The organism is Actinomycetospora chlora (assembly GCF_039542135.1).
In the GTDB taxonomy this organism is placed as follows: domain Bacteria; phylum Actinomycetota; class Actinomycetes; order Mycobacteriales; family Pseudonocardiaceae; genus Actinomycetospora; species Actinomycetospora chlora.
Map to the genome: position 1 here is coordinate 58,376 of NZ_BAABHO010000013.1, position 23,890 is coordinate 82,265.

26 protein-coding genes are annotated in these 23,890 nt (G+C 75.3%); 14 read left to right on the forward strand and 12 right to left on the reverse strand.

The features are described from left to right. The first annotated feature begins 24 nt into the window (after positions 1 to 24). From ABD994_RS10275 to ABD994_RS10285, 3 genes are all read left to right on the forward strand, one after another. Complete coding sequence (locus ABD994_RS10275) at positions 25 to 564, forward strand: hypothetical protein (protein WP_345413757.1); 540 nt, start codon at positions 25 to 27, stop codon at positions 562 to 564. A gap of 69 nt (positions 565 to 633) precedes the next feature. Continuing rightward, positions 634 to 1,974 carry an MFS transporter gene (locus ABD994_RS10280; protein ID WP_345413759.1) on the forward strand — a complete coding sequence of 447 codons (1,341 nt, stop codon included), beginning with the start codon at positions 634 to 636 and terminating at the stop codon, positions 1,972 to 1,974. 16 nt (positions 1,975 to 1,990) lie between these two features. Next, entirely contained in the window at positions 1,991 to 2,614 is a 624-nt protein-coding gene (locus ABD994_RS10285; RefSeq protein WP_345413761.1) for a nucleoside/nucleotide kinase family protein, read from the forward strand. 1 nt (position 2,615) lies between these two features. On the opposite strand, the gene ABD994_RS10290 is transcribed toward ABD994_RS10285, so the two are convergent. Together ABD994_RS10290 and ABD994_RS10295 are read right to left on the reverse strand one after the other, a co-directional pair. Continuing rightward, positions 2,616 to 4,220 (reverse strand): flavin-containing monooxygenase, encoded by a 1,605-nt coding sequence (locus tag ABD994_RS10290; protein WP_345413763.1) that lies wholly within the window; start codon positions 4,218 to 4,220, stop codon positions 2,616 to 2,618. Between the two features lie 28 nt (positions 4,221 to 4,248). Continuing rightward, positions 4,249 to 5,622 (reverse strand): FAD-binding oxidoreductase, encoded by a 1,374-nt coding sequence (locus ABD994_RS10295; protein ID WP_345413764.1) that lies wholly within the window; start codon positions 5,620 to 5,622, stop codon positions 4,249 to 4,251. Positions 5,623 to 5,690: 68 nt separating this feature from the next. Here ABD994_RS10295 and ABD994_RS10300 point away from each other — a divergent pair, with 68 nt between their 5' ends. From ABD994_RS10300 to ABD994_RS10310, 3 genes are read left to right on the forward strand one after another with little or no spacing between them, the layout of a single operon-like run. After that, on the forward strand, positions 5,691 to 6,248 hold the full coding sequence (locus ABD994_RS10300) for a dihydrofolate reductase family protein (RefSeq protein ID WP_345413766.1): 558 nt from the start codon (positions 5,691 to 5,693) through the stop codon (positions 6,246 to 6,248). A gap of 18 nt (positions 6,249 to 6,266) precedes the next feature. Beyond that, entirely contained in the window at positions 6,267 to 7,067 is an 801-nt protein-coding gene (locus ABD994_RS10305; RefSeq protein WP_345413767.1) for a siderophore-interacting protein, read from the forward strand. After that, complete coding sequence (locus ABD994_RS10310; protein WP_345413769.1) at positions 7,064 to 8,137, forward strand: serine hydrolase domain-containing protein; 1,074 nt, start codon at positions 7,064 to 7,066, stop codon at positions 8,135 to 8,137. The genes ABD994_RS10305 and ABD994_RS10310 overlap by 4 nt, the downstream gene beginning before the upstream one ends. Here the strand turns inward: ABD994_RS10310 and ABD994_RS10315 are convergent. The 7 genes from ABD994_RS10315 to ABD994_RS10345 are packed head-to-tail and all read right to left on the reverse strand — an operon-like array spanning position 8,126 to position 13,778. Further along, entirely contained in the window at positions 8,126 to 8,515 is a 390-nt protein-coding gene (locus ABD994_RS10315) for a hypothetical protein (protein ID WP_345413771.1), read from the reverse strand. The two genes, ABD994_RS10310 and ABD994_RS10315, sit on opposite strands and share 12 nt — an antisense overlap. Next, a complete protein-coding gene (locus tag ABD994_RS10320) occupies positions 8,508 to 8,879 on the reverse strand; it encodes a hypothetical protein (RefSeq protein ID WP_345413773.1) in 372 nt (123 codons plus the stop codon). Before ABD994_RS10320 ends, ABD994_RS10315 begins: the two co-directional genes overlap by 8 nt. Positions 8,880 to 8,910: 31 nt before the next feature. Then, the gene (locus ABD994_RS10325) at positions 8,911 to 9,174 is read right to left on the reverse strand and encodes a hypothetical protein (protein ID WP_345413775.1); all 264 of its coding nucleotides are present in this window, start codon (positions 9,172 to 9,174) and stop codon (positions 8,911 to 8,913) included. Further along, positions 9,171 to 9,428 carry an acyl carrier protein gene (locus ABD994_RS10330; protein ID WP_345413777.1) on the reverse strand — a complete coding sequence of 86 codons (258 nt, stop codon included), beginning with the start codon at positions 9,426 to 9,428 and terminating at the stop codon, positions 9,171 to 9,173. The genes ABD994_RS10325 and ABD994_RS10330 overlap by 4 nt, the downstream gene beginning before the upstream one ends. Before the next feature lie 2 nt (positions 9,429 to 9,430). Beyond that, positions 9,431 to 11,005, reverse strand: coding sequence for an amino acid adenylation domain-containing protein (locus tag ABD994_RS10335; protein ID WP_345413780.1), 1,575 nt, complete (start codon positions 11,003 to 11,005; stop codon positions 9,431 to 9,433). Beyond that, positions 11,002 to 12,027 (reverse strand): LLM class flavin-dependent oxidoreductase, encoded by a 1,026-nt coding sequence (locus tag ABD994_RS10340; protein ID WP_345413782.1) that lies wholly within the window; start codon positions 12,025 to 12,027, stop codon positions 11,002 to 11,004. The genes ABD994_RS10335 and ABD994_RS10340 overlap by 4 nt, the downstream gene beginning before the upstream one ends. Beyond that, a complete protein-coding gene (locus ABD994_RS10345) occupies positions 12,024 to 13,778 on the reverse strand; it encodes a carbamoyltransferase family protein (RefSeq protein ID WP_345413784.1) in 1,755 nt (584 codons plus the stop codon). The genes ABD994_RS10340 and ABD994_RS10345 overlap by 4 nt, the downstream gene beginning before the upstream one ends. Before the next feature lie 197 nt (positions 13,779 to 13,975). Between ABD994_RS10345 and ABD994_RS10350 the strand changes: the two genes are divergently transcribed. Then, positions 13,976 to 15,622 carry a P-loop domain-containing protein gene (locus tag ABD994_RS10350; RefSeq protein WP_345413786.1) on the forward strand — a complete coding sequence of 549 codons (1,647 nt, stop codon included), beginning with the start codon at positions 13,976 to 13,978 and terminating at the stop codon, positions 15,620 to 15,622. On the opposite strand, the gene ABD994_RS10355 is transcribed toward ABD994_RS10350, so the two are convergent. After that, a complete protein-coding gene (locus ABD994_RS10355; RefSeq protein ID WP_345413789.1) occupies positions 15,623 to 16,141 on the reverse strand; it encodes a L,D-transpeptidase in 519 nt (172 codons plus the stop codon). It lies immediately after the preceding gene. A gap of 211 nt (positions 16,142 to 16,352) precedes the next feature. Between ABD994_RS10355 and ligD the strand changes: the two genes are divergently transcribed. Then, positions 16,353 to 17,333, forward strand: a complete 981-nt coding sequence (gene ligD, locus ABD994_RS10360) for a non-homologous end-joining DNA ligase (protein ID WP_345413791.1) — start codon at positions 16,353 to 16,355, stop codon at positions 17,331 to 17,333. On the opposite strand, the gene ABD994_RS10365 is transcribed toward ligD, so the two are convergent. Further along, positions 17,334 to 18,083, reverse strand: coding sequence for a putative protein N(5)-glutamine methyltransferase (locus ABD994_RS10365; RefSeq protein ID WP_345413793.1), 750 nt, complete (start codon positions 18,081 to 18,083; stop codon positions 17,334 to 17,336). It lies immediately after the preceding gene. Next, positions 18,080 to 18,952, reverse strand: coding sequence for a beta-keto acid cleavage family enzyme (locus ABD994_RS10370; protein ID WP_345413795.1), 873 nt, complete (start codon positions 18,950 to 18,952; stop codon positions 18,080 to 18,082). Before ABD994_RS10370 ends, ABD994_RS10365 begins: the two co-directional genes overlap by 4 nt. A gap of 53 nt (positions 18,953 to 19,005) precedes the next feature. Between ABD994_RS10370 and ABD994_RS10375 the strand changes: the two genes are divergently transcribed. The 6 genes from ABD994_RS10375 to ABD994_RS10400 all read left to right on the forward strand — a co-directional run bounded on the left by ABD994_RS10375 (position 19,006) and on the right by ABD994_RS10400 (position 23,869). Beyond that, the gene (locus tag ABD994_RS10375; protein WP_345413797.1) at positions 19,006 to 19,674 is read left to right on the forward strand and encodes an RraA family protein; all 669 of its coding nucleotides are present in this window, start codon (positions 19,006 to 19,008) and stop codon (positions 19,672 to 19,674) included. Further along, positions 19,674 to 20,414 carry an SDR family oxidoreductase gene (locus tag ABD994_RS10380; protein WP_425550048.1) on the forward strand — a complete coding sequence of 247 codons (741 nt, stop codon included), beginning with the start codon at positions 19,674 to 19,676 and terminating at the stop codon, positions 20,412 to 20,414. Before ABD994_RS10375 ends, ABD994_RS10380 begins: the two co-directional genes overlap by 1 nt. Before the next feature lie 47 nt (positions 20,415 to 20,461). After that, entirely contained in the window at positions 20,462 to 21,274 is an 813-nt protein-coding gene (locus ABD994_RS10385; RefSeq protein WP_345413799.1) for an SGNH/GDSL hydrolase family protein, read from the forward strand. Beyond that, a complete protein-coding gene (locus tag ABD994_RS10390) occupies positions 21,271 to 21,600 on the forward strand; it encodes a hypothetical protein (RefSeq protein WP_345413934.1) in 330 nt (109 codons plus the stop codon). The genes ABD994_RS10385 and ABD994_RS10390 overlap by 4 nt, the downstream gene beginning before the upstream one ends. Then, positions 21,504 to 21,752: a GNAT family N-acetyltransferase gene (locus tag ABD994_RS10395; protein WP_345413801.1), complete on the forward strand. Its 249-nt coding sequence runs from the start codon at positions 21,504 to 21,506 to the stop codon at positions 21,750 to 21,752. Before ABD994_RS10390 ends, ABD994_RS10395 begins: the two co-directional genes overlap by 97 nt. A gap of 68 nt (positions 21,753 to 21,820) precedes the next feature. Further along, positions 21,821 to 23,869 carry an HNH endonuclease signature motif containing protein gene (locus tag ABD994_RS10400; RefSeq protein WP_345413803.1) on the forward strand — a complete coding sequence of 683 codons (2,049 nt, stop codon included), beginning with the start codon at positions 21,821 to 21,823 and terminating at the stop codon, positions 23,867 to 23,869. The last annotated feature ends 21 nt before the right edge of the window (positions 23,870 to 23,890 follow it).

The following is a 23,890-nucleotide window of genomic DNA, read 5'->3' on the forward strand; positions in this document are numbered from 1 at the left end:
CCGGGGTGGGCCGTCCGCCCGCAGGTGCCGCGCCGGGTCGTGGTCGCCGCGGGCGCGGTGGTCGCCGTCCTCGTGCTCCTGCTGGTGGGCGCCCTCATGGCCGGCTGGAAGCCGTTCACGAGCGAGCCGGACGTGCTGACCTACGGGCCCGACGGCGACCTCGCCCAGTTCACGCTGTTCGAGGGGCAGTGCGCGAGCGGGAAGCTGGCGAACGGCGGCCAGTTCGGCGTGGAGTCCGACACGCCGTGCGGCAACCCGCACGACGTCGAGGTGGTCGCCTCGGCGGCGCCGCTGCGCGAGGGGCGCCAGTCGTCCTACCCGGGCGCGGCGGCCCTCGCCGCCTTCGGCCGCGCCTACTGCGCGCTCTACCAGGACTCCGACCTGCTCGTGCCGTCGTCCGGCGGGGTCGACCGCGGCGACCTGCGGATGACCGCGGTCATCCCGAGCCAGGCCGCGTTCGCGAACCCGCGGACGGCCGGCTCGGCGTCCGGCGGGCGGCAGGTGAGCTGCATCGTCTCCCGTGACGACGGAGAGCGATTGACTGATCGCTTCTCCGTGATCTGAACGGTCCAGTCCGTGTGGTGCGGGTGCGGTATTGCCCCGTGTGGGTGTGATGGCGAACATTAGTCGGCCATGAGCACCCTTCCCGCCGGAGCCGATCGTCGGGCGCTCAAGCGCCGGGCCGTCGTCGCGAGCACCGTCGGCACCACCATCGAGTGGTACGACTTCTTCCTGTACAACACCGCGGCGGCCCTGGTCTTCGGGCCGCTGTTCTTCGCGAACTCCGGCGCAGGCGGCGTCCTGCTGGCGTTCTCCACCCAGTTCGTCGGCTTCGCCGCCCGGCCGATCGGGGCGGCGATCTTCGGTCACTACGGCGACCGCATCGGACGCAAGTACAGCCTCGTCGCCACGCTGCTGCTCATGGGCGGTGCGACGGTGCTCATCGGCGTCCTGCCCACGTACGCCACGATCGGCGTGTGGGCCCCGATCCTGCTCACGCTGCTGCGGGTGCTGCAGGGCATCGGCGTGGGCGGCGAGTGGGGCGGGTCGGTGCTCATGGCCATGGAGTGGGGCCACCGGCGCCAGCGCGGTCTGATGGCCGCCTGGCCGCAGGTCGGCGTGCCCCTCGGCCTCGCGTCGGGCACCGCGGTCGTCTACTTCTTCGCGGGTCCCGGCTTCCTCGACGGTGGCTGGCGGTGGCCGTTCCTCGCGAGCATCGTGCTCATCGGTGTCGGGCTCTGGGTGCGTCTCAGCGTGCTCGAGTCGCCGGCGTTCGCCAAGGTCAAGAGCTCCGGCCAGGTCGCCAAGCTGCCCCTGGCGGAGACGCTGCGCACGCAGTGGCGCGACGTGCTCAAGGCGATGTTCGTGCGCACCGCCGAGCAGGCGCCGTTCTACATCTTCACGTCGTTCGTGCTGGCCTACGGCACCCGCGAGCTCGACCTCGACCGCCAGCAGCTCCTGCTCTACCTCATCGTCGCGGCGTGCATCGGCATCGTCAGCGTGCCGTTCTTCGGCTGGCTCTCCGACGTCCTGGGTCGCCGATTGGTCTACGGCGTCGGTGCGGTGCTCACCGGCTTGTACGCCTTCCCGTACTTCGCCCTGCTCAACACGGCGATCGGCGGCCTGGTCTTGCTCGGGATCATCCTCGGCCTCGTCTTCCACGACATGATGTACGGCCCGCAGGCCGCGCTGATCTCCGAGAGCTTCGGCACCGGCATCCGCTACACCGGGGCCGGCCTGGGTTACCAGCTCGCCTCCATCACCGCCGGCGGGCCGGCCCCGCTGATCGCCACCGCGATCCTCGCGGGCACCGGCTCGACGACGTGGATCTCGATCTACATCATCATCTGCGCGGTCGTCACGCTGATCGCGCTGGCGATGATGCACCCGCGGCCTCCCGAGGCCGACGAGGCCGACTTCGCCTCCGAGGAGGAGGCAGGCCAGGACGCCGTCCGCGGCGCGGCCCAGGCGTAGGGGCATCCTGGGACGGGTGCCGATCCGTCCCCTGACGCCCGAGGCCCTGGCCGGCGAGCTCGTCGACGCCGTCGAGCGCGCTGGCCCGGGCCACGTCCGGGTGCTGGTGGACGGGGCGCCGCCGGCCCGGCCCGAGGTGCTCGCCGACGCCCTCGTCGACCCGCTGCGGGTGCGCTCGCGGCCCGTCGTGCGCGTCTCTGCGTGGGACTACCTGCGCCCGGCGTCGGTCCGCCTCGAGCGCGGGCGCACCGACCCGGACGCGTTCTACGACGACTGGCTCGACACGGGCGCGCTGGTGCGCGAGGTCCTCGCCCCGCTCGGGCCCGGCGGGAGCGGGCAGGTGCTGCCGAAGCTGTGGGACGTGGCGGTCGACCGGGCGGCCCGCGCGCAGCGGGTGACGCTGCCGGCGTCGGGCGTCGTGGTGGTCGACGGCCCGCTGCTGCTGGGCCGGGGCCTGCCGGCGGACCTGACCGTGCACCTCGCGCTGTCGCCGACGGTGCTGCAGCGCCGCACCCCGCCCGACGAGGCCTGGACCCTGCCCGCCTACGCGCGCTACGCCGCCGAGGTCGACCCGCCCGCCGTGGCCGACCTCGTCGTCCGCGCCGACCACCCGGACCGCCCGGCCCTCCAGACGGCGTGAGTCACGCCGCCCGGCGCCGCGCCCGCAGGGCGAACCCCGGGTAGCCGGCCTCCGCCTCGGCGTCGCAGATGCGCCGGTAGCGGGCGAACCCGCCGGCGTAGGGCAGGAACACGCGCGGCTTGCCCGGCACGTTGGCCCCGAGGTACCAGGAGCTCGCGGCCCGGGGGAGCAGCGTCGCGTCGGCCGCCTCGCGCACGTGCTCGGCCCACCGCTCCTGCGCCTCCGGCGTCGGCTCGGCGTCGAGGTCGGCGTCGCGCAGGTGCACCACCAGGTCCGCGATCCAGTCGACGTGCTGCTCGATCGACGTCGGCATGTTGGTCAGCACCGACGGGCTGCCCGGCCCGGTGATCGTGAACAGGTTCGGGAAGCCGGCGATCCCGAGCCCGAGGTAGGTGGCCGCGCCCTCGGCCCAGGCGTCGGCCAGCTCCTGCCCGTCCGCCCCGCGCAGGCCCAGCCGCAGCAGCGGTCCGGACAGCGCGTCGAAGCCGGTCGCGAACACGAGCACGTCCAGCGGGTGCTCGGCCCCCGACGCCAGCCGCACCCCGTCCGGTGTGATCGCCGCGATCGGGTCCGCGCGCACGTCGACCAGCGAGACGTGCGGGCGGTTGTAGGTCGCGAAGTAGTCGGTGTCGATCGGCGGGCGCTTGGTGGCGAACGGGTGGTCGCGCGGGGTCAGCGTCTCGGCCGTGGCCGGGTCGTCGACGATCTCGTGGATCTTGGCGCGGAGGAAGTCGGACGCGGTGTCGTTGACCGCCTCGTCGGTGAGGACGTCGCGCACGGCGGCCCGGAACCGCAGCCCGCCGCGCTCCCAGGCCCGCTCGAACAGGTCGCGGCGCTCGTCGTCGGGCAGCGCGAGGACGTCCACCTCGCTGACGACGAACGGGTGCCCGTTGGTGGACGCCTGCTGCACCTCGCGGATCGCGGCGTAGTCGTCCTTGTAGGCCGCGGCCTCCTCGGGCGGGAGCGGGGCGTTGCGGGCCGGGATCGAGAAGTTCGCCGTGCGCTGGAAGACCGTCAGGTGCCCGGCGGACTCCGCCAGCACCGGGATCGCCTGGATGCCGGTCGACCCGGTCCCGACGACGCCGACCCGCCGCCCCGTGACGTCGACGCCGTCGGCCGGCCAGCGCCCGGTGTGGTGCCACTCGCCGGTGAACGTCTCCAGCCCCGGGATGTCGGGCACGTTCGCCGACGACAGGCAGCCGACGGCCGTCACGAGGAAACGGCAGGTCCAGGTGCCGCGGTCGGTCTCGACGACCCACCGCTCGCCGTCACGGTGCGCGCCGGTGACCCGCGTGGAGAACGAGATGTCGCGGCGCAGGTCGAACCGGTCGGCGACGTGCTCGAGGTAGGAGAGGATCTCGGCCTGGCCGGGGTAGCGCTCGGTCCAGGCCCACTCCTGCTCGAGCTCGGGGGAGAACGAGTAGCAGTAGTAGTAGCTCTCGGAGTCGCACCGCGCGCCCGGGTAGCGGTTGGCGTGCCAGGTGCCGCCGACGCCGTCGGCGGCCTCGAGCACGTGTGCCCCCACCCCCAGGGAGCGCAGCCGGTGGAGCATGTAGAGCCCGGCGAAGCCGGCCCCGATGACGACGACCTCGGCATCGTTGCTCATGCCAACGAGTCTCGGTCGCGTCACCGGCTCAGCGCAACGCGCAGCCGGGGTTGAGCACGCCGTCCGGGTCGAGCGCGGCCCGCACGCGGCGCACGACGTCGAGGGCGCCCGGGTCGCCCAGCTCGGCGAGGTGCCGGGCCTTCGCGCGCCCGACCCCGTGCTCGCCCGAGATCGCGCCACCGAGCGCGATCCCCGCGGCGAACACGTCGTGCAGCGTCGCGGCGAGCGCGTCGGGGTCGGGCTGGAAGACGGCGAGGTGCACGTTGCCGTCGCCCGCGTGGCCGCACCCGAGGACCCGGGCGCCGTGCGCGTCCCCGGCCGCGCGGGCCCGGGCGAGGAACGCCGCCATCGCCGAGCGGGGCACCACGAGGTCGACGATCTCGTCGGCCCCGGCGGCCTTGACCGCCCAGAACGCCTTCTCCCGCGCCTCGACCAGCCGCCGCGCGGAGCCGGCCGGCAGGTCGAACACGTCGGCGGCCCCGGCCGCGCCGAGCAGCTCGGCGAGCTCCTCGGCGTCCTCGTCCACGCGCTCGGCGCGGCGGCCGGCGAGCTCGACGAGCAGGTGGTCGGCGTCGAGGAGGTCGTCGGGCAGGCCGAGGGTGAGGTCGGCGGCGGCGCACACCGCGCGCATCGTCGGGCCGTCGAGGTACTCGCACACCGACGGCGCGAGCCCCGTCGCGAGCACCCGCCCGACGGCCGTGGTCACCGCCTCGGCCGAGGAGAAGGGCGCGAGCACCGTGCGGCGCACCGGCAGCTGCGGGTGCAGGCGCACGGTCACCTCGGTGACCAGCGCGAGCGTGCCCTCGGAGCCGACGAGGAGCTGGGTGAGGTCGTAGCTCGAGGAGACCTTGACCAGGCGTCCGCCGGTGCGCGCCACCGACCCGTCGGCGAGCACCGCCTCCAGACCCAGCACGTGCGCGCGGGTGACGCCGTAGCGCACGGCGCGCATGCCGCCGGCGTTCGTCGCGACCGTCCCGCCGACCGACGCCGACAGCTCGCCCGGGTGCACCGGGTAGGTGAGCCCGTGCTCGCCCGCCGCGGCGTCGAGGTCGGCGAGCGTGACGCCGGGCTGCACGACGGCCACCGCGTCGACGGGGTCGATCTCGAGGATCCGGTCCATCCGCGCGAACGCCACGAGCACCGCGCCGTCGTCGGGCGTCGCGGCGCCGGAGAGCCCCGTGCCCGCGCCCCGGGCCGTCACCGACACCCCGTGCGCCCGCGCGGCCCGCACCACGGCGGCCACCTCGTCCCGGTCGGCGGGCCACACGACGTGGGCGGGCTTGCCGGCCGGGACGCCGAGCGCCTCGTCGTGGCAGAGGTCGGCCACCGACGGGTCGTCGCCCGTCACGACGTGGTCGGGCCCGACGGCCGTGGCGAGGGTCGCGGCGAGCGCGGAGAGCATTCCCGAGTCCTAGCACGATCCGCTACGGTGCGAACCACTTGCGAAGTGCAATCACTGGAGGCGCGCCGATGGGCCGGCTGATCTACTCGATGATGACGTCGCTGGACGGCTACACCGCAGACGCCGACGGCGACTTCGGCTGGGGCATGCCCGAGGACCTCGAGCTCCACCGCTACGCCGAGGAGCTCCTCCACGGCGTCGGCACGTACCTCTACGGGCGCCGCATGTACGAGACGATGGTCTTCTGGGAGACCGCGCACGAGCTGCCCGACGAGCCCCCGGAGATGGCCGAGTTCGCCCGTACCTGGCAGGCCGCGGACAAGGTGGTGCACTCCCGCACGCTCGAGTCGGTCTCCAGCGCGCGCACGACGATCGCCCGGGAGCTCGACCCCGACGCCGTGCGCGCGGCGACGGAGACGGCCGACGTCACCGTCGACGGGCCCGGGCTCGCCGCCGCCGCGCTGGCGGCCGGGCTGGTCGACGAGATCGCGCCGATCGTGCTCCCGGTGGTCGTCGGCGGCGGCACGCGCTTCCTCCCGGACGGCGTGCGCCTCGACCTCGAGCTCCTCGGGGAGCGGCACTTCGCGAGCGGCGCGGTGCACCTGCGCTACGGGGTGCGCCGGTAGCCGGTTAGCGTGCCGGGCATGGTGGTCCGCGACGCCCCGGTCGTCTCGCACGTCGAGCACCCCGACGAACGGCGCCGGCCGCGTTGCGTCGAGGTCGTCGACGTCAGCGACCCGACCCCGCGCATCCGCCGCGTGCGCCTCGCCGGGGACCTCGCCGACCTGCCCGTCACCGGCCCCACCGACCACGCCAAGCTCTTCTTCCCGCCGGCGCCCGGGCAGGAGCCGCCGGAGCCGGAGCTCTCGCCGCGCGGGCTGGTCGCGCCCCCGGCGGGCGCGCCGCGGCCCTACCGCGAGTACACGCTGCGCCGCCACGACCCCGCGGCCGGCACCGTCGACGTCGACCTCGTACGCCACGGCAGCGGGCTCGCGGGCACCTGGGCGGAGGACCCGCGCGGCACGCTGTGGCTCTACGGCCCCCGCTCGAGCGCGGTGGTGGCGCCCCGCGACTGGTACCTGCTCGGCGGCGACGAGACCGCGCTGCCCGCGCTCGCCCGCTGGGTCGAGCAGCTGCCCGCGGTGCCGGTGCACGTCGTCGTCGAGGTCGCGGACGCCGCCGAGGCGGCCTACCTCGGCGACGTCCCGCCGCACGTCACGGTCGACGCCCGGCCCCGCGACGGCGCCGCCCCGGGCACGACGACGCTGCTCGACGAGGCCGTCGCCGCGTTCACCCCGCCGCCGGGGGCGGGGTTCGCGTGGATGGGCGCCGAGGCCGGCGCGCTGCGCCCGGTGCGGCGGCGCCTGCGCGCGATCCTGCCGACCGCCGCGGTCGACCTCGACGGCTACTGGCGTCGCGGCGTCGAGGGGACGGGGCTCGGGTGACCCTGCAGGAGGTGCTCGACGAGCGCGTCGCGTCCGGGGCGGAGCGCGGCGTGCAGGCCTGCGCCTACCGCGACGGCGTGCTGGTGGAGTCCGCCGCCGCCGGGGTCGCCGACCCCGCGACGGGCCGCCCGATGACCGCGGACACCCCGGTCTTCACCTGGTCCCTCGGGAAGGCGCTCACCGCCACGCTGGTGCACGTCCTCGTCGCGCAGGGGCGGCTGACCTACGACACCCCGGTCGCAGCCGTGTGGCCGGAGTTCGCCGCCCACGGCAAGGACCGCGTGACCGTCCGGCACGCGCTGAGCCAGGCCGCGGGCGTCCCCGCGATGCCACCCGGCACCACGCCGGAGCTGCTGGGGGACTGGTCGTTCCAGACCGCCGCGCTCGCCGACGCGCGGCCGTGGTGGGAGCCCGGGACGGCGCTGGGCTACCACGCCTACACGTTCGGCTTCCTGCTCGGCGAGGTCGTGCGCCGCGTCGCCGGGACGTCGTTGCGCGCGGCCGTCGACGCGCTGGTGGCCGGACCGCTGGGCATCCGCGGCGAGCTGTGGTTCGGCGTACCGCCGGCCGACCAGGAGCGCCTGGCCGTGCTCGAGGACGCCCCCGGCGCCACCGGCTGGCTCGACGCCGTGCCCGACGACGCCACCTTCTTCGCCGCGGTGCCCCGCGCCGTCGTGCCCTGCGCGGCCCTGGGCAACCGCCCCGACGTCCTCGCCGCCGACCTCCCGGCCGGCGCCAAGGTCACCGCGCGGGCGATCGCGCGGACGATGGCCGCGCTGACCGGCGAGGTCGACGGGGTGCGCCTCGTGCCGGCGGCGCAGCTGGCGGAGCTGTCGGCCGTGGCGCAGCAGGGCGAGGACCGCGTCGTCGGCGAGCCGGACGCCTGGGCCCTGGGGCACATGACCGGCCACCCCCTGGGCGGCGAGGACCCCGTGATCCGGAACGACGGCGCCGGGGGCAGCACGGTGTGGGCCGACCTCGCGACGGGCGAGGTCGTCGCCGTCACGAGGAACCGGATGGGGACCGACGACGACACCGTCCTGGCCGTGGCCCGCGCGCTACGGGCGTGAGGCGCGACGGATCCAGAGCAGGCCCAGGACGGGCAGGACGACCGGCACGAAGCCGTAGCCGATCCCGAAGTCCGACCACACCGTCGGGTCGGGGAAGTCCTCGGGGCGCAGCAGCGACAGCGTCCCGATGCCGAGCACGCCGACGAGCTCGACGACGACCGCGACCAGCGCCACCCGGCGGTTGCCCCGACCGAGCGCGACGGCCGCCACGAGGTACACCGCTGCGGCGAACGCCGAGAGCAGGTAGGCCTCCGGTGCCCGCTCGAACTGCACCCCGATCTGGTAGAGCGCCCGGGCACCGGCGGAGATCGCGAACACCACGTAGACGACGAGCAGCACGCGGCCGGGACCGGCACTCAGCCTGCGGGGCTCAGCCACGGGTCACCGCCCACACCTGACCGGTCCGCAGCGACAGGACGGCCAGGGTCACCCCGGCGACGGCGAGCACGATCGACCCGTACCGGGTGCGCTCGCCGTGGGCCAGGGCCGCGCCGATGGGCAGCACGACCAGCGTCGCGACCAGGTAGCCGACGATCTCCACCACCGCGCCCGTCGTGCGGCCGCCCTGCACCACGAGCCCGACGACCAGCACCAGCGCCTGCACGAGGGCCACCGCCTCGAGCACCAGCAGGCCGATGCGGTGGCGGATGGTCGGCGCCTGCCCGACGGCGGCCGACACCGCGCACCACAGCGCCCACGCCAGGGCGAGCGCGAGCACCCCGAGGGTGAGGCCGACGATCACTGCCGCAGCCTACGAGCGGCCGGGGGAGCGGCTAGCTACCGGCCTCGCGCCGGGCGTAGGACACCGCGGCCATCGACGCGCGCGCCGAGGCGAGCACCGAGGACCAGTCGGCGCTGCCGGCACCGTCGCCGCCGGTGCGCATCGCGAGCAGCTCGCGGGCGCACAGGGCGGCCTCGTGGGCGGCCCACAGCAGCGGGTCGCGGTCGGCGGGTGGGGCACCCAGACCGGCCAGGACGGCCGACAGGTGCTCCTCCACCTCGCCGAGGGCGGCCCGGTCGGCGGTGGGTGCGCTCATGCGGTCACCCCGCTCTCGCCGAGGAACGCGGCCATCGCGTCGATGCTGCGGAAGCGGTCGATGTCGAAGTCGTCCAGCGGCAGGCGGCAGCCGAACGTGTCCTCGATCCCCACGATGAGCGTGACCAGGGCGAGGGAGTCGAGCAGCCCCTCGGCCAGGAGGTCGGTGTCCGACGAGGGCACCTCGACCCCGAGCCGGTCACGCACGAGGTCGGTCAGCTGGTCCTTCATCGCCGCGGTGATGGCATCGGGCATCCTCAGCGTCCTCCCGTCGCGGCACCGACGGGGGCGAAGTGCTCCCGCAGCGCCGGCCTGTCGATCTTCCCGTTGACGTTGTGGGGCAGGTCGTCCATCTCCGCCCACCGCGCCGGGACCATGTACTTCGGGACGAGCGCACCGACCTGCCGACGCACGTCGGTGGCGGGCAGCACGTGCCCCTCCGCCACCGAGTAGGCGCAGCAGATGGTGGTCCCCTCGAAGCCGCCCGTGTCGACACCGACCACGGCGCACTCGCGGATACCGGGCACGGTGGCGAGAGCGGCCTCGATCTCGCCCAGCTCGATGCGGTACCCGCGGCTCTTGACCTGCGAGTCGGCCCGGCCCAGGAAGTGCACGACGCCCGCGTCGTCGACCCGCGCGAGGTCGCCGGTGCGGTAGAGGCGCTCGCCGGACGCGTCGGGCCGGAACGCGGCCGCCGTCTTCTCCGGGTCGCGCCAGTAGCCCGGCGACAGCCCGGCCCCGCCGATCCACAGGTCGCCGACCTCGCCCGCGGGCACCGGGGCCATGGCCTCGTCGAGCACGCGCAGCTCCTCGCCGTCGCACGCCCGGCCGATCGGCACCGGCACCGTCTCGTCCGCGGGGACCTCGGGGACGTCGTGGTAGGAGGACGCGATCGTCGCCTCGGTCGGCCCGTAGAGGTTGGTGAACCGCACGTGCGGCAGCTTGCGCATCCAGTGCGCGAGCACCGGCGTCGGCAGCACCTCGCCGCACCACAGCAGTCGCTCGAGCGCGGGGAAGTCGTCCTGGGCGACGGCCTCGAACCGCGCCAGGTAGGTCAGCACGCTCGGCACCGAGAACCACTGCGTCAGCGCCCGGTCGCGGATGAACGCGGCCGTGCCGCGCGGGTCGATGCCCAGCGACGGCGGCACGAGGTGCAGCTCCGCGCCGGCGGAGAGCGTCGCGTAGATGTCGAAGGTCGACAGGTCGAAGTGCAGCGGCGGGTGCCCGGAGACGCGGTCGCCGGCCGCCGTGCCGAAGTGCCGCACCGCCCAGTCCACGAACGCGAGGACCGTGTCGTGGGTGATCATCACGCCCTTGGGTACGCCGGTGGAGCCCGACGTGAACAGCAGGTGCGCGAGGTCGGTCGGCGCGGCGCCGGGCGCGTCGGTGGGGGCGACGAGCAGGTCGCCGCGGGAGAACGCGACCTCCTCCTGCGCATCGAGCGCGCCCACGACCGGTGGCTCCGGCAGCTCGGCGAGCACCTCGTCGAGCAGGGGCCGGGAGGCGGCGTCGACCAGCACGACCTCGGGCTCGGCCGCCCCGACGATGCGGGCCACGCGCGAGGCCGGCCCGGCCGGGTCGACGGGCACGTACGCCCCGCCGGCGCGCAGCGTGCCGATGAGCGCGGCGATCGTCCACGGCGACTTCTCGGCGAGCACGCCCACCCGCGCGCCCGGGGTGAGCCCGTGGGAGAGCAGCACGTGCGCGATGCGGTTGACCGCGCCGTCGAGCTCGCCGTAGGTCATCGACTCGTCGGCGCCGACGATCGCGGTGCGGTCGCCGTGACGGTCGACGGACGCCGCCAGGAGGTCCTGCAGGTGGGAGACGCTCACGCGCCGACCGCCGCGGTCGCCCGGCTGAAGACCTCGCCGGCGTGCCCGAGGTCCTCGGGGTCCGGCGGGATGTCGAGGACGAACACCTCGACGCCGCGCTCGAGGTAGCGGGCCACCTCGGCCGCGACCCGGTCGTGCGAGCCGACCAGGTAGGGGCAGAACGACTGGTAGTTCTCGAACGGGCCGAGCCAGTAGGGCTCCGGCTCCCCGTACAACAGCGAGCCCAGCTCCGCCGGCGGGGTCTCGACCCTGGTGCGGCGGGCGAGCTGGTGGTGCCAGTGCGAGTCCGACACGCGCATGGCCATCGCGTGCGCGACCTGGCCGGTGCGGTCGGTGGGGAAGCGCTCGTGCGCGACCCGCCAGGCCTCGTCGGCGTCGTCGCGGGCGATGATCCCCATCCGCACCCCGCCGCCGGTGGGGGCCTCGGCCGGGTCGGTCTCGGCCAGCGGCTCGGGGTACCGGATCGGCGTGGCGCCGATCTCGGCCGCGGCCGCGCGCCCGGCCGGGGACGACCCGGAGATGAGCACCTCGGGCTGGAGCTCCGGCAGGCACGCCGGGGCCAGCTTGAGGTTCTCCACCTGGTGCCAACGACCGTCGTGCGTGACGGTTTCGCCCCGCAGCAGGCCCATCATGATCTGGGTGTACTCGACGGTGCGCGCGTACCGGTCGTCGTGTTCGGTCCGGTCGCCCAGCGCCACGAGGTCGTTCTTGAACCCGCCGGCGAGCATGTTCAGGTGCACCGAGCGGCCGTGCAGGCAGGCGATCGAGGACACCATCGACGCCGCGGTGTAGGGGTGCATGTACACCGGCTGCACGGCGACCAGCGGCGCGAGCCGCTCGGTGGCGGTGATCGCGGTCTGAGCGACCAGCCACGGGTCGGCGATGCTGTTGTCGGTGTAGACGAGCATCCCCGCGCAGCCCGCCTCCTCGCTCCAGCGGGCCGTGGCCCGCACGGCCTCGAGGTACCGCGAGGGCTCGACGTCCTTGGACTGCGGGCAGGTCGAGTAGACCGTCAGGCTCACTTGGTCTTCCCTTCCACGACGAACCCCTCGATGTAGAGGCGGTCGAGCGCGATCCCGGCGAAGGTGTCGATGGCCGTCGCCGGGTCCATGATCAGCGGCTGGCCCTTGACGTTGAACGAGGTGTTGACGGTGACGCCCGCGCCCGTCCGCTCGCGCACCTCGGTGAGCAGGCGGTGGAACCCGGGCGCGAGGTCGGGGCGCACGGTCTGGATGCGCGCCGAGTCGTCCTCGTGGACGATCCCGTCCACGGTGTGGCGCGCTTCGGGGCGCACCTTCGCGGTGCAGAGCATGTACCGGTCCGGCTCGAAGTTCCGCGTCACGAACAGCCGGTCGACCTCGGCGTCGAGCACTGCGGGCGCGAAGGGCCGGAACGCCTCGCGGAACTTCACCGCGCCGTTGATCCGGTCCTTGATCTTCTCGCCGTCGGGGCGGGCGAGGATCGAGCGGTTGCCCAGCGCGCGCGGCCCGAACTCCATCCGCCCGGAGAACCAGGCGATGATCTTGTCGGCGGCGATGTCGGCGGCGGCGTCCGCGAAGTACTCGTCGCCCTGCCCGACGTAGCGCCAGGTCAGGTCGGGGCGGGCCTCGAGGGCGGCGCGGACGTCGTCCTCGCCGTACTGCGGCCCGAGGTACGGGTCGAACGGGCCGGTGACCGGGGCGAGGCCGCCGCCCTCGGTGCGGGCCACGTGGTAGGCCGCGCCGAGCGCCGAGCCGTCGTCGCCGGAGGCCGGCTGGACGAACATGCCGTCGACGCCGGGCAGCTCGGCGATCGACTGGTTCGACTTGCAGTTGAGGAACGTGCCGCCGGCCAGGCAGAGCTTCGTCTCGCCGGTGCGCTCCATCCAGTACGACACGAGGTCGACCAGCAGCGTCGTCAGCCGCTCCTGCAGCGAGGCGGCGAAGTCGGCCTCGTTCTGCTGGATCGACCCGTCGGGCACCGCCGGGGTGAACGCGGCCTCGGCCAGGAACGCCCGCGCGTGCGGGTAGCCCTGCTCGGCCTCGGCGAGGGCGCCGGACGGCCAGTCGATGACGACGGCGCCGCGGTCGGCGTCGAAGCGGGCCAGCTTCTCGAACAGCGGCCGGAAGCGCTCCGGGTCGCCGTAGGGCGCGAGGCCCATGACCTTGTACTCGTCGGAGTTGAACTGGAAGCCCAGGAACCGCGTCGCGATGCCGTAGAGGATGCCCAGCGACGTCGCGATCGACTGGGTGTGCAGCGACTCGAGCTGCCCGCCCTGCGCGCGGTAGACGGTGAGCGACTCGGTCTCGCCCATGCCGTCGCTGACCACGACCAGCGCGGAGTCGAAGCCGCTGGGGGCCAGGGCCGACTCGGCGTGGGCCACGTGGTGGCGCACGGGGCGGAAGCGCTCGGCGACGCGCTCCCAGCCGGCGGTGGTGAGCCCGTCGACGACCGTGGCGGAGGCGTAGACCTCGTCGAACGGGGCGCCGGTGAGCTCGAAGGCGCGGCGGTGGCGCTCGTAGTCGAAGCCGTGGGCGATGAGGTCGACCTGGTCGGCCGTCACGCCGGCCTCGCGCAGGACGTAGTCGATCGCGTGGACCGGCAGGGCGCCGGTGCCCTTGTCGCCGGTGAAGCGCTCCTCGGAGGCCGCAGCCACCAGGCGGCCGTCGACGACGAGCGCGGCCGCGCTGTCGAGTCCCTGGCAGATCCGCTCGTCGAGCTTGTCGATGCCGGGGTTGGTACGGCGGAGGTGGTCCTGCGCGTTCGGAAGGCCGGACAGGCCGAGGACGATCACGGTGCTCCCCCCGGGGGTGGACGGCGCAGAGGGTCCGCGCCGCGGTGCACGACGTCTGTGTCGGGTCGAGTCACTATGGCCCGCGCGACTTCCCTGCTGCGCAGCGGGGTCGATCGTGGACGATGCGTGGTTCTCTTCCGTAGACGTCCCAGGTGGGGGCGGGTTGCCCCGGGCCGTCGTCGGGCACTCGTCGCACCGTGTCCCGCCGTGACGATCTCGCCGCGACCCTGCGTTCCCTCGATGGAGCGAGCTACGGGCGCTACAAGGGCCTGTCCGGTCGGTGGGCGGTTTCCGGTATCGACCTCGAGGTCCTCCGTGTCCAGGCCGACCCCTTCGCGCCTCCGAGCCGCATCCGGCTGACGGTCACCGACGCCGGCCTGCCGCCCGACCTGTACGCCACGCCCGACCGGCGCCGCGCGCTCGCCGGCTTCCTGCTGCGCGGGCTGCGTCGGGCGCTGCGCGGCACCCCCGTGCACGTCGACGCGGGCGGGCCGGAGGTCCTCGACCGCAGCGCGGGCACGGTCCGCGACGACGGCGTCGTGGTGGTCGAGCTCGGCGTCCCCTTCCCCGGGCCGAAGCGGCGGGTCCTCGGCCGGGAGGCGGCGACGCTGCTCGGCGAGACGCTGCCCGCGGCCGCGCGCGACGCCGTCGTGGGGGCCGACCACGCGGCCGCCCGGACCTTCGTCGAGACCGTCGAGGACGCCGTCGCGCTGCGCGGGCAGCTCGCGGCGCGGGGGCTCGTCGCGTTCGTCGCCGACGGCGCGGTGCTGCCGCGGCGCAGCGGCGTCGACGACCGCCCGCTCGACGGGGCGACGCCGTTCGCCGGGCCGGACTCGCTGCACGTGGTGCTGACGGCGCCGAACGCCGGCGAGGTCGGCGGCCTGGGCGTGCCCGAGGGCGTCACGCTGATCGTCGGCGGCGGGTACCACGGCAAGTCGACGCTGCTGCGTGCCCTGGAGGCGGGCGTCTACGACCACGTGCCCGGCGACGGGCGCGAGCAGGTGGTCACCCGGCCCGACGCGGTGAAGCTGCGCGCCGAGGACGGGCGCGCGGTGGTCCACGACGACGTCTCCGCCTTCGTCGCGCACCTGCCCTCCGGCGAGCCCACCGAGGACTTCTCCACCACGAACGCCTCGGGCTCGACGAGCCAGGCCGCCTCGACCGTCGAGGCCGTCGAGGCGGGCGCCGACGTGCTGCTCATCGACGAGGACACCTCGGCGACCAACATGATGATCCGCGACGCCCGGATGCAGCAGCTGATCGCGACCGAGCCGCTCGTGCCGTTCGTGGAGCGGGTCCGCCCCCTGCATGCGGAGCACGGGGTGTCGACGGTGCTGGTCATGGGCGGGTCCGGCGACTACCTGGGCGTCGCCGACACCGTGGTGATGATGGACGCCTACCGCGCGTCGGACGTCACGGCGCGCGCCCACGAGATCGCCGCCGCCGGGCCGGCGCGCACCGTCGAGCACACCGGGTTCCCGGCGGTGACCCCGCGGGTGGTCGACCCGGCATCGCTCGACCCGACGGCGCGGGGCAAGCGCCGGGTCACCGCCCGCGGCCGGGACACGCTGACGTTCGGCGAGGACGACATCGACCTCTCGGCCGTCGAGCAGATCACCGATCGCTCCCAGGTCGCGGGGATCGGCCGGGCCCTCGCGCTGCTGGGGGACGGCGTCCTCGACGGCACGATCACCCTGGCCGAGGGGCTGGACCTGCTCGACGCCGAGCTGGACCGCCGCGGACTCGACGCCCTGCTCGACGGGCGTCCCGAGGACGTCGCGCGCCCGCGGCGCCACGAGGTCGCGGCGGCGCTCAACCGCCTGCGGTCGCTGCGGCTGCGCTAGCTACGGGACGATCTGGACCCGGTCGTAGACGTTCAGGCCGTTGAAGAAGGCCTGGGCGTCGGGGTCGGCCATGCGGATGCAACCCGCCGACTGGCGTGCCGGGTCGCCGCCGTGGAACGCGCGGCCGTTGCCGTCGAAGAACACCGACCAGGGCATCCGCGCGTCGTTGTACTCCTTGGAGAGGTGCACCTCCTCCTTGCGCTGCACCGCGAAGAAGCCGGTCGGGGTCTCGTGCCCCGGCGAGCCGTGGTTCATCCGCACCGGGCCGCGCAGGATGTTGCCCTGGCCGTCCGACAGCCACGCCTCGTTGGTCGACAGTCGCGCGCAGGCCTTGACGTTGTCCTCGCAGGGCATGGCCGCCCGCGGCGCCGCCATGGCGACCGCCCCGACGCCACCGAGGCCGCCGAGCGCGACCAGACCGAGGCCGAGGGCCGCGACACGGGTGCCCACCCGTCGCCGGACCCGGCGCGCGCCGTCGCGCGCTTCGGTCCTGATGCCCATCCACGTGTGCCGGCCCACCGTGCTCCTCCCCGTCGGTGCGCCGCCCGCGGCGGCGCCTCCCTCTCAACGGCACCGCGGCCACCACGGACGAGTGGTCTGTCCGGGTGGCGTTCGGCCGCACACCCTGCGGCCGAACGGGCGCCGGGCGGGGACCCTCTCATCCGCTCCGCCCGCCCCCGGGCACCCCTCCGGCTTGCCGGGCGTGGCGCTCTGCAGGAAGGGTGACGCCGTGGCCGGAAGGGGATCCACCGGGCGCGACGCCGCCGAGGAACGCGACGGCGTCGCCCTCACGAACCTCGACCAGGAGCTGTTCGCGGGCGCCGGGGTGACCAAGCGTGAGCTCGTCGACTACCTGGACGTGATGGCGCCGCGCCTGCTGCCGGCGCTGGCCGGGCGGCCGCTGTCGGTGGTGCGCGCGCTGCGCGGGCAGAAGCCGTTCATGCAGAAGAACGTGCCGCGCTACGCCCCGGAGTTCGTGCGGACCGTGTCGTTCTGGGCCGAGTCGTCGCACCGCGAGGTGGCCTTCGCCCTGTGCGACGACCGGCCGACGCTGCTCTGGTTCGCCAACCAGCGGGCGATCGAATACCACCCGACCCTCGTCCGGGCCGACGCGATGGGCACGCCCGAGGTGCTCGTGCTCGACCTCGACCCGCCCGAGGGCGCCGGGTTCGACGTGGTGGTCGCGGCCGCGCACCTGGTGCGCCGGGCGCTCGACGAGGCCGGGCTCGCGGGCGCGGTCAAGACCACCGGCGCCAAGGGCGTCCACGTCCTCGTCCCGCTCGCGCCCGGGCCGACCCACGAGGAGGTCGCCGGCGCGACCCGCGCGCTGGCCGTGCGCGTGGAGCAGCTCGACCCGTCCGTCGCGACGACGGCGTTCATCAAGGCCGACCGCGGCGGCAAGGTGTTCGTCGACCCGACCCGCGCCGGCGGCTCGACCATCGCGGCGGTCTACAGCCCGCGCGTGCGCCCGGGCCTGCCCGTGTCGTTCCCGGTGTCGTGGGACGAGCTGGACACCGTCGTCCCGTCGGAGATCACCGTGCGCACGGCCCCCGACCGCCCCGACCCCTGGGCCGCCGACCCCGCCGCCCGCCCGGTACCCCAGGCCCTGCCCGAGGAGCTCGTCGCCGAGGGCCGCACGATCCCCGTCCCGCGGGTCCAGGCCATGCACGAGGGCAAGCGCCGCAAGCGCGCCGCCGAGAAGGGCGAGTGATCACGCGCGTCCGGTGACCACGGTCGCGTCGCGGTCGTCGTCGTGGGCCACCGACGCCGCGAACCCCGCCGCCGCCAGCGCCGTACGGGCGAGGTCCGCCTGGTGCTCCGCGCACTCGACGAGCAGGTGCCCGCCGGTACGCAGCCACGCCGGCGAGGCCGCGGCGAGCCGGCGCACGACGTCGATGCCGTCGCCGCCGCCGTCGAGGGCGCCGCGCGGCTCGTGGTCGCGGGCCTCGGGCGGCATGGACGCCACGGCGTCGCTCGGCACGTAGGGCGTGCTGGCGACGACGACGTCGACGCGCCCGGCCAGCGCCGGCGGGAGGGCGTCGAGGAGGTCCCCGACGTGCACGCCGGCCGCACCGGGCAGGTTCGTCCGGGCGCACGCCACGGCCGCGGGGTCGAGGTCGGCCGCGTGCAGCACCAGGTCGGGCCGGGCGGCGAGCAGGGCGGCGCCGATCGCGCCGGTGCCGCAGCAGACGTCGACGACGGTCGCGCCCGGCCCGAGGACGGCGAGCGTCCCGGCGACCAGGAACTCGCTGCGGTGCCGCGGCACGAACACGCCGGGGGCGACCGCCACCCGCAGCCCGCCGAACTCCGCCCAGCCCACGACCTGCTCGAGCGGCTCGCCCGCCACCCGCCGCGCGACCAGCGTCTCGAGATCCCCCTCGGCCGCGCGCAGGACGGCCGCCTCGTCCTCGGCGAACACGCAGCCGGCGGCCCGCAGCCGCGCGACGAGGGGATCCGTCACAGCCCCAGGATCGCCCGCGCCTCGGCCGGGGTCGCCGGGCGGTGCCCGAGGTCCGCGAGCAGCGACACCGCCCCGTCGACCAGCGCGGTGTTGGTGGGCGTCATGTCGCCCGCGAAGTCCTCGAGCCCGACGCGGAGGTGACCCCCGCGGCGCACGGCCGTCTCGGCCAGGCCGCACGCGACGACGTCGCCACCCAGCACGGCGACCGACCACGGCAGCCCGCTCGGCTCGAGCATCTCGAGGTAGGCGTCGAGCGCCGTCGTCGTCGGCGGCAGCCCGAACTCCAGCCGGTCGCCGAAGTAGAGCTTGACGATCGCGCCCGGCGGCACGCGGCCGTGGCGGTGCAGGGTGAGCGCCACGCGCAGGAAGCTCGGGTCGAAGATCGAGATGGACGGTCCCGTGCCGTGTGCGGCGCAGCGGGCGAACATGTGCTCGGTGTCGGCGAGGCTGTTCTGGTACGGCCCGGGCGCGGCGGCCTCGGCGACGACGCCGTCGCTGGTCAGGCCCAGGTTCACCGAGCCGGGGTCGACCAGCGAGAGCCCGCCCATCCCGCGGCGCGCGAGCTCCTCCTGGTGGGCCCAGCGGGTCTCGATGGGGATGCCGCGGGCCCCGGCGGCCATCGTCGCGTAGAGCAGCAGGTCGGGGTGGCGCTCGAGCACCGGCGCCCACGCCTCGAGGTAGGGCTCGACGGCGTGCACGCCGTCGGGGACGAACATCGCCTCGTGGTGGTCGTGGGCGATGCTCGCGCCGCGGGCCACGCACGCCAGCATCTCCTCGGCGACCTCGGCCGGCGTGACCGGGACGTGGGGGTTCGCGGAGCGGGGGGTCGCGCCGTTGACGGCGACCTCGAGGATGACGGGGGCGGTCACGAGCGATCACCATCCTCGCCCGCCGGGGTCCGCGTCGAGCATCATCTGCACGCGTGGAACCCCTCAGCGCCGAGGAGCTCGGCCGCGCCCGAGCCCTCGCCACGTCGTCGCTCTGCGACGCCGACAAGACCTTGGCCCTGCCCGACCCGGCGATCCGGGCGATGGTCCCCGACGTGCGGATGGTCGGCCCCGCCGTGACGGTCGTCGCGCCCGACGACCACCTCCCGGTCCTCCTCGCCGCCGCGCAGGCGGCGCCCGGGTCGGTGCTGGTGGTGGTCAACCCGCGGGGCGCGCGCGCCGTCGCCGGCGAGCTCGTCGCGGCCGAGGCGCAGCGCCGCGGCCTGGCCGGCGTCGTCATCGACGGGTGGTGCCGCGACCGGGCGGGGCTGCGGCGGCTCGGCCTGCCGGTGTTCGCCCGCGGCTCCACGCCCGCGTCGGGCTCGGCCCGCGACGCGCGCGGTCCCGACGAGGCACCGGTCGCGCTCGGCGGGGTCCCGGTGCGGCCGGGCGACCTCGTGCTGGGTGACGACGACGGCCTCGCCGTCGCCACCCCCGACCAGGTGCGCGCGGCCCTCGCGGGCGCCGAGGAGGTCGAGCGCGCGGAGGCCGCGGTACTCGCGGGGATGCGCGAGGGCCGCGGGCTGGCCGACAGCACGAACCTCGCCGACCACCGCGCGGCCCGCGCCGACGGCCGCGACTCGTCGCTCGCGTTCCTCGTCTGATGGCGGTCCTGCTCGTGACCGGCGGTAGCCGGGGGATCGGCGCGGCGGTCGTCACCCGCGCCGCGGCCGCGGGGTGGGCGGTCTGCCTCACCTACCGGGGCGACGTCGACGCGGCGGAGCGGGTCGTCGCGCAGGCCCGCCGCGCGGGGGTCGAGGCCCGGGCCGTGCGGGCCGACGTGGCCGTCGAGGCCGACGTCGAGGCGGCCTTCGCCGCGGCCGACGCGATGGGGCCTCTCGGCGGGGTCGTCGCCAACGCCGGGGTGGTCGTGCCGAAGGCGCGGGTCGACGCGATGGCGGCCTCCCGCGTCGCCGAGATGCTCGCCGTCAACGTCGTCGGCGCGGTCGTGACGTGCCGCGAGGCGGTGCGGCGGCTCTCGACCGCGCACGGCGGGACGGGCGGGTCGGTGGTGCTGGTGTCCTCGGCGGCCTCGCGGCTGGGCTCGCCCGGCGAGTACGTCGACTACGCGGCGTCGAAGGCCGCCGTCGACACCCTCGGGCTCGGGCTGGCCAGGGAGGTCGCCGACGAGGGTGTCCGCGTCAACGTCGTGCGTCCCGGGATCATCGACACCGACCTGCACGCCGCGGGCGGGCAGCCCGACCGCGTCGCGCGCGTCGGACCGTCGGTGCCGGTGGGGCGGGCCGGCACGGCCGACGAGGTCGCCGCCGCCGTCGTCTGGCTCCTCGGCGACGAGGCGTCGTACTGCACCGGCAGCGTCCTCGACGTCGCGGGCGGGCGGTGACGAGGGTCGCCGATCGTGGTCGACCCGTCCGGAGGAGGATCGCCGGCGTGAGCGGGAGGGCACAGCAGGACGCCGCCACCGGCGTGCGGAGAGGGACGTCGCGCTGGCGCAGCTACGTGGCGCTGGGCGACAGCTTCACCGAGGGTGTCGGGGACCCGGACCCCGCGACGGGGCAGGAGCGCGGGTGGGCCGACCGGCTCGCCGACGTGCTGGCCCGCGAGGACCCGGGGTTCCGCTACGCCAACCTCGCCGTGCGCGGGCTGCTGCTCGACCGGATCGTGCGCACCCAGGTGCCCGAGGCGGTCGCGATGGCGCCCGACCTCGTCAGCGTCTGCGCCGCTGGCAACGACCTCCTGCGCCCGAGTGCCGACCCCGACGCGCTGGCCGAGCGGCTCGAGGGCGCCGTCGCCACCCTGCGCGCCACCGGGGCCGACGTGCTCGTGTTCACCGGCTTCGACACCCGCGAGAGCCCGCTGCTCAACCTCATCGGCAAGCGCCTCGCCTCGATGAACGACCACATCCGCGAGATCGCCCACCGCCAGAGCGCCTACCTCGTCGACCTGTGGGTGATGCCGCCGCTGTCCGACATGCGCGCCCGCGCCGACGACCGTCTGCACCTCAACCCGGGCGGCCACGCCCGCGTCGCCGCGCGCGTCTGCGAGGTCCTCGGCCTGCCGCCGGATGTCGACTGGCACGCGCCCTGGCCGCCGGCCCCGTCGACGACGTGGCGTCACCGCCGGCTGGAGGACGCCCGCTGGGCGCGCGAGTACCTGTGGCCGTGGGTGCAGCGTCGGGCGCAGGGCCGCAGCACGGGCGACGACCGCGTCGCCAAGCGGCCGCGGCTGGCGCCCGTGTCGTGAGCGGGCTGGCGATCGTCGTCGACGACCTCGCGGGACCGGAGGTCGCGGCGCTGCTCGCCGAGCACCTCGACGACATGCGCGCGTCGTCCCCGCCGGAGAGCACCCACGCCCTCGGCCTCGAGGCGCTGCGCCGGTCCGACGTGACCTTCTGGACGGTGTGGGACGACCACGTCCTGCTGGGGTTCGGTGCGCTGCGCGAGCTCGACCCCTCCCACGGGGAGACAAGTCGATGCGGACGACGACCGCGTACCAGGGCTTCGGCGTGGGGTCGGCGCTGGTCCGGCACGTCGTCGCGGAGGCGTCCCGGCGCGGCTACCGGCGGTTGAGCCTGGAGACCGGCTCGTCCGACCACTTCGCCCCGGCCCGTCGCCTCTACGCCCGGCACGGCTTCGTGCCCTGCCCGCCCTTCGGCGACTACCGCGACGACCCGAACAGCATGTACCTGACCCTGGAGCTGGGAACAGTTACCGTTCCGTGACCTTCGTCGGTCCTGATCGGGCCGTTCTCGGGCCGGGACTGTCGGGGGTCGGGGCTAGCGTCCTGTTCGTGAGCATCGGCCAGGATCAGCGCCTCGCGGTGGCTGCGGTCCTGGACGGTCTGGGTCCGGGTCCGGAGCTCGACGCGGTGTTGGAGGAGCTGTCGGCGGCGGCGCTGTCGGGCGAGGACCTGGCAGCGTTCCTGCGCGCGTGTGCTCGTCAGCAGGCGCGGGTCGAGGCGCGGACGTTGACGGCGATGCACCACCTGGGGCGGGCGCGTGCCGGCTCGACCGAGCGGTACTCGGGCTACGACGAGTTCTCCGGCGACGAGGTCGCGGCGGTGCTGTGCTGGTCGCGGTCGATGGCCGCCCGCAAGCTCGGGCTGGCCGACGATCTCGAGGTGCGCCTCCCCGCGGTCGGTGAGGCGGTGTGGGAGGGCCGGCTGGATGTGGTGCGGGCGTCGCGGTTGTGTGAGTGGACCCGGGATGTGCCCGACGACCTGGCCCGCCACGTGGCCGAGGTGCTGCTGCCGGTGGCGGCGAGCCTGCCGATCGGGGAGCTGATCGACCGCATCGAGCAGGTGGTCATCGAGCTCGACCCGGACTGGGCCGCCCGCCGAGAAGCCAAGGCGCGGCGCAACGGGCGGTTGATCCTGCAGGCCAACCCGTCGGGCACGGCGACCTTGTCGCTGGTGGATGTGGCGGCGACGTCGGGGTTGGCGATGCGTGACCGGGTCGACGCCCTGGCCGCGGCGGTGCGCGGGCTGGGGGTGCTGACCCCGATCGGTGTCCTGCGCAAGGAGGTCGCGGAGCGGCTGCTCGACGGCTCCCTGGCCGGCCTCGACGACCGCGCGGTGGCGGTCCTGCTGGCGGCGGAGTACCACGCCCCCGGCGACGACCCCGGTCCCGACGACCCCGGCCCCGAGGGACCGAGCGATGGCGGCCCCGACGGCGGCCCGGGCGATGGCGGACCCAGCGATGGCGGACCCAGCGATGGCGGACCCAGCAACGGCGGACCCAGCAACGGCGGACCCAGCGATGGCGGCCCCGGCGGCAGCGGACGACCGAACGATCGACTGGGCGGCGGCGAGCCGGAGCCCGAGCCCTCACAGCGATCGGGCGGCTCCGACCACGGCGACAGCGGCGAGGGCGCAGGTCCCGGGCAGGGTCTGCTCGACCTCCCAGGTCTTCTCGGGGAGCCCGAGCCGTTCCCGCGTTTGCTCGACGGAGCCGAGCCCGGGCCTGGCCGGGTGCGCGCCGGGGTCGGGGAGCTGCGGCTGCGGCTGAGCACGGCGCTGGGTCTGGATGACCTGCCCGGCCAGGTGCCCGGCTACGGCATCGTCCTCGCCCGGCACGCCCGCCAGCTCCTCGAGCGTCACCGCCTCGGGGAGTGGCGGGTGGTGTGCACTGACGACCAGGGCCGGTTGCAACACGTCCTGCTGGCCCGGCGACGACCAGCCCACCCCCGCGCCCGACCAGGGCCACGGGGAAGCGAGTGCCGGGCGATCGTCGAACTCCACGTTCCGACGACACTGCTCGCTGCCCTGCACCCGGCCGACCACGGTCGGTGGGCGGCGTTGCTGGTCGAGCTCCAGGCCAGGCTGGCCGAGCTACCCCGCGAGGGCGGACCGCCGGCGGCGACCGCGGCCGACTTCTCCCGCCGGCGGCCGCGGGTCGAGATCGACCGCTGGACCCGGGTCCGCGACCGCTGCTGCGTCGCCCCCGCCTGCCGCCGCCGCGCGCAGGCCTCGGATCTGGACCACACGGTCGACCACGCGTGGGGTGGGCCCAGCCTGGACTGGAACCTCGGGGTCCTGGACCGCCACCACCACCGCGCCAAACACCACGGCGGCTGGACGGTCCACCAACCCGCACCGGGTCTCTTCCGGTGGCGCACCCGCGCCGGCATCGCCCACACCACGAGACCGAGAAAGATCCTCGTCGAGCCGGTCGCGCCCCGACCCGCCTCCGCACCCCGCCCCCTGCCCGACGACGGGCCCGCCTGGGCCGACGACGACCACCCCGACTGGCGCGCCCGCTACCTCCGCCGCACAGGGCTCGCCGAGCTCGAGGTCACCGCACCCGCCGCCCACCCGGCCGACGACCCACCACCGTTCTGACCCCGACAGGTCCGGCGGGGC

What these genes read in the sequence shown, in the direction of transcription:
- ABD994_RS10280 (WP_345413759.1), top strand. Translation starts at nt 634, where the DNA reads ATGAGCACCCTTCCCGCCGGAGCCGATCGTCGGGCGCTCAAGCGCCGG.
- ABD994_RS10290 (WP_345413763.1), bottom strand. Translation starts at nt 4,220, where the DNA reads ATGAGCAACGATGCCGAGGTCGTCGTCATCGGGGCCGGCTTCGCCGGG.
- ABD994_RS10295 (WP_345413764.1), bottom strand. Translation starts at nt 5,622, where the DNA reads ATGCTCTCCGCGCTCGCCGCGACCCTCGCCACGGCCGTCGGGCCCGAC.
- ABD994_RS10300 (WP_345413766.1), top strand. Translation starts at nt 5,691, where the DNA reads ATGGGCCGGCTGATCTACTCGATGATGACGTCGCTGGACGGCTACACC.
- ABD994_RS10305 (WP_345413767.1), top strand. Translation starts at nt 6,267, where the DNA reads ATGGTGGTCCGCGACGCCCCGGTCGTCTCGCACGTCGAGCACCCCGAC.
- ABD994_RS10325 (WP_345413775.1), bottom strand. Translation starts at nt 9,174, where the DNA reads ATGAGCGCACCCACCGCCGACCGGGCCGCCCTCGGCGAGGTGGAGGAG.
- ABD994_RS10330 (WP_345413777.1), bottom strand. Translation starts at nt 9,428, where the DNA reads ATGCCCGATGCCATCACCGCGGCGATGAAGGACCAGCTGACCGACCTC.
- ABD994_RS10380 (WP_425550048.1), top strand. Translation starts at nt 19,674, where the DNA reads ATGGCGGTCCTGCTCGTGACCGGCGGTAGCCGGGGGATCGGCGCGGCG.
- ABD994_RS10395 (WP_345413801.1), top strand. Translation starts at nt 21,504, where the DNA reads ATGCGGACGACGACCGCGTACCAGGGCTTCGGCGTGGGGTCGGCGCTG.